The 1,437-nt window shown below is 58.5% G+C and carries 1 protein-coding gene; it reads right to left on the bottom strand.

Annotated elements, in window-relative coordinates; all coding sequences use genetic code 11:
• Window positions 1–174: 174 nt before the first annotated feature.
• A complete protein-coding gene (locus FYC77_RS19925; RefSeq protein WP_149083227.1) occupies window positions 175–1,341 on the bottom strand; it encodes an ISH3 family transposase in 1,167 nt (388 codons plus the stop codon).
• Window positions 1,342–1,437: the final 96 nt, after the last annotated feature.

The following is a 1,437-nucleotide window of genomic DNA, read 5'->3' as shown; positions in this document are numbered from 1 at the left end:
TCAGTACCTCACAAGACGTCATCAGTTGAGTCGGTCTGAGATCTGATTTCTGTCGTAGGTGGCGGTGATCGGGTTAGTTTCCTCGAAGAATGATGAGAACTGTCGCTGTCGGCGGCGCTCAGCCGCCGACGCGACAGTGTTGCCACTCACGAGCAGGGCCTCCTCGGTCGGTGGTTACCGGTGGAACCGGTCGTCAGGTGGTCGATTCGCGGGGACGGCCCGACGCACCGCGAGGGCCGTCCACGCTGCCCGTCGGATCATGTTGATGAACTCCTTGAACGACCACGACCAGAGGCGACGCCCGCCACGGCGGGGCGTCGCCACATACTCCCAGTGTAGATACCGCCAAACGTTCTGCAACAGCAGGCTCACCACGACGTACAACAGCCGTACGACTGGATCTTGTGTCGATGTCGTCGCAATACTCTGTTCGGATAACCGGTAGCTGGCCTCGATACCGAAGCGTTTCGCGTAGTGGTATCGAGCGTCTCGCGGCGTGTCGATGAACGGCGCGTCAGCGGCGTAGCCGTGACGCGCCACCCCGTGTTCGTCGTAGCGTCCGTTCTGGTAGGTACAGTCGATGTAGACGGGAAACTCGACGGTCCAGCTGTGACCGTCGAGTTTCGTCGTCAGATCGTGCTCGATCACTCGACTCCAGCCTTCGGAGAGTTCCTGCTTGATCGTCTTTCCCCAGCGGACGATCGGCATCACGTAGGCGTGATTGTGCGCCTGAAGCAACGTGAGACACTTGCTGTCGTAGAATTCACGGTCGAGATAGACGGCCTTGACGCTGAAGTCAAGGCCGTCGAGCACACCGAGAAACTCCGCGAGGACGCTGCTGGCGGTGTCGCCGTCTCGAAGACGGCCCACTGCCAGCGTGAATCGCTTGTTCGTCACACGCGCGTAGAGTGTGGCGTAGGCGTGGAATGCAGTGGTTCCACGTTTCGCTTCCGAATGATAGAGGCCGTTCGTCTCGTCCTCGTCACCATAGTAGGGCCGCAGGTGGAGGTCTGCGCAGACCTCCACCTGCTCGGGAAGTACGTCGAGAACGTCCTTCTGAAGCAGCGTGTTGCCGGTTCGTTCGACCGACTCCAGGTCGAACTTCTCGCGGAGGTGGTAGAGAACCGTGTTGTGGTGGGGTGAATCTTCGCTCTTCTCGCAGAGTGTCGAGACCGAGGTCCCGTCGGCGCAGGCGCCGACGAGGACCTCGAAAAGGTCTTCAGCCGTCGTTTGAGCATTGGGAGCGAAGTCAATCTCAACTTCCTCGTCAATCGTGTTGACGATGAAGTTAAGAACCTGGTCTTCGTGGATTGAACCGTCTGCTTGCAGGGTATTAGACACACCTTCAGCAAGCAGACATCCCTCCTAGTTACTTACTATTTAGCGGACGCTCTCACGAACAGCTCAGTGTCGTCAAGTTGCTTTGTGAAGTACTGA

The organism is Natrialba swarupiae (genome assembly GCF_008245225.1).
In the GTDB taxonomy this organism is placed as follows: domain Archaea; phylum Halobacteriota; class Halobacteria; order Halobacteriales; family Natrialbaceae; genus Natrarchaeobius; species Natrarchaeobius swarupiae.
Note: the sequence above shows the minus strand (reverse complement) of the source record. Positions and strands in the feature narration are given on the sequence as shown.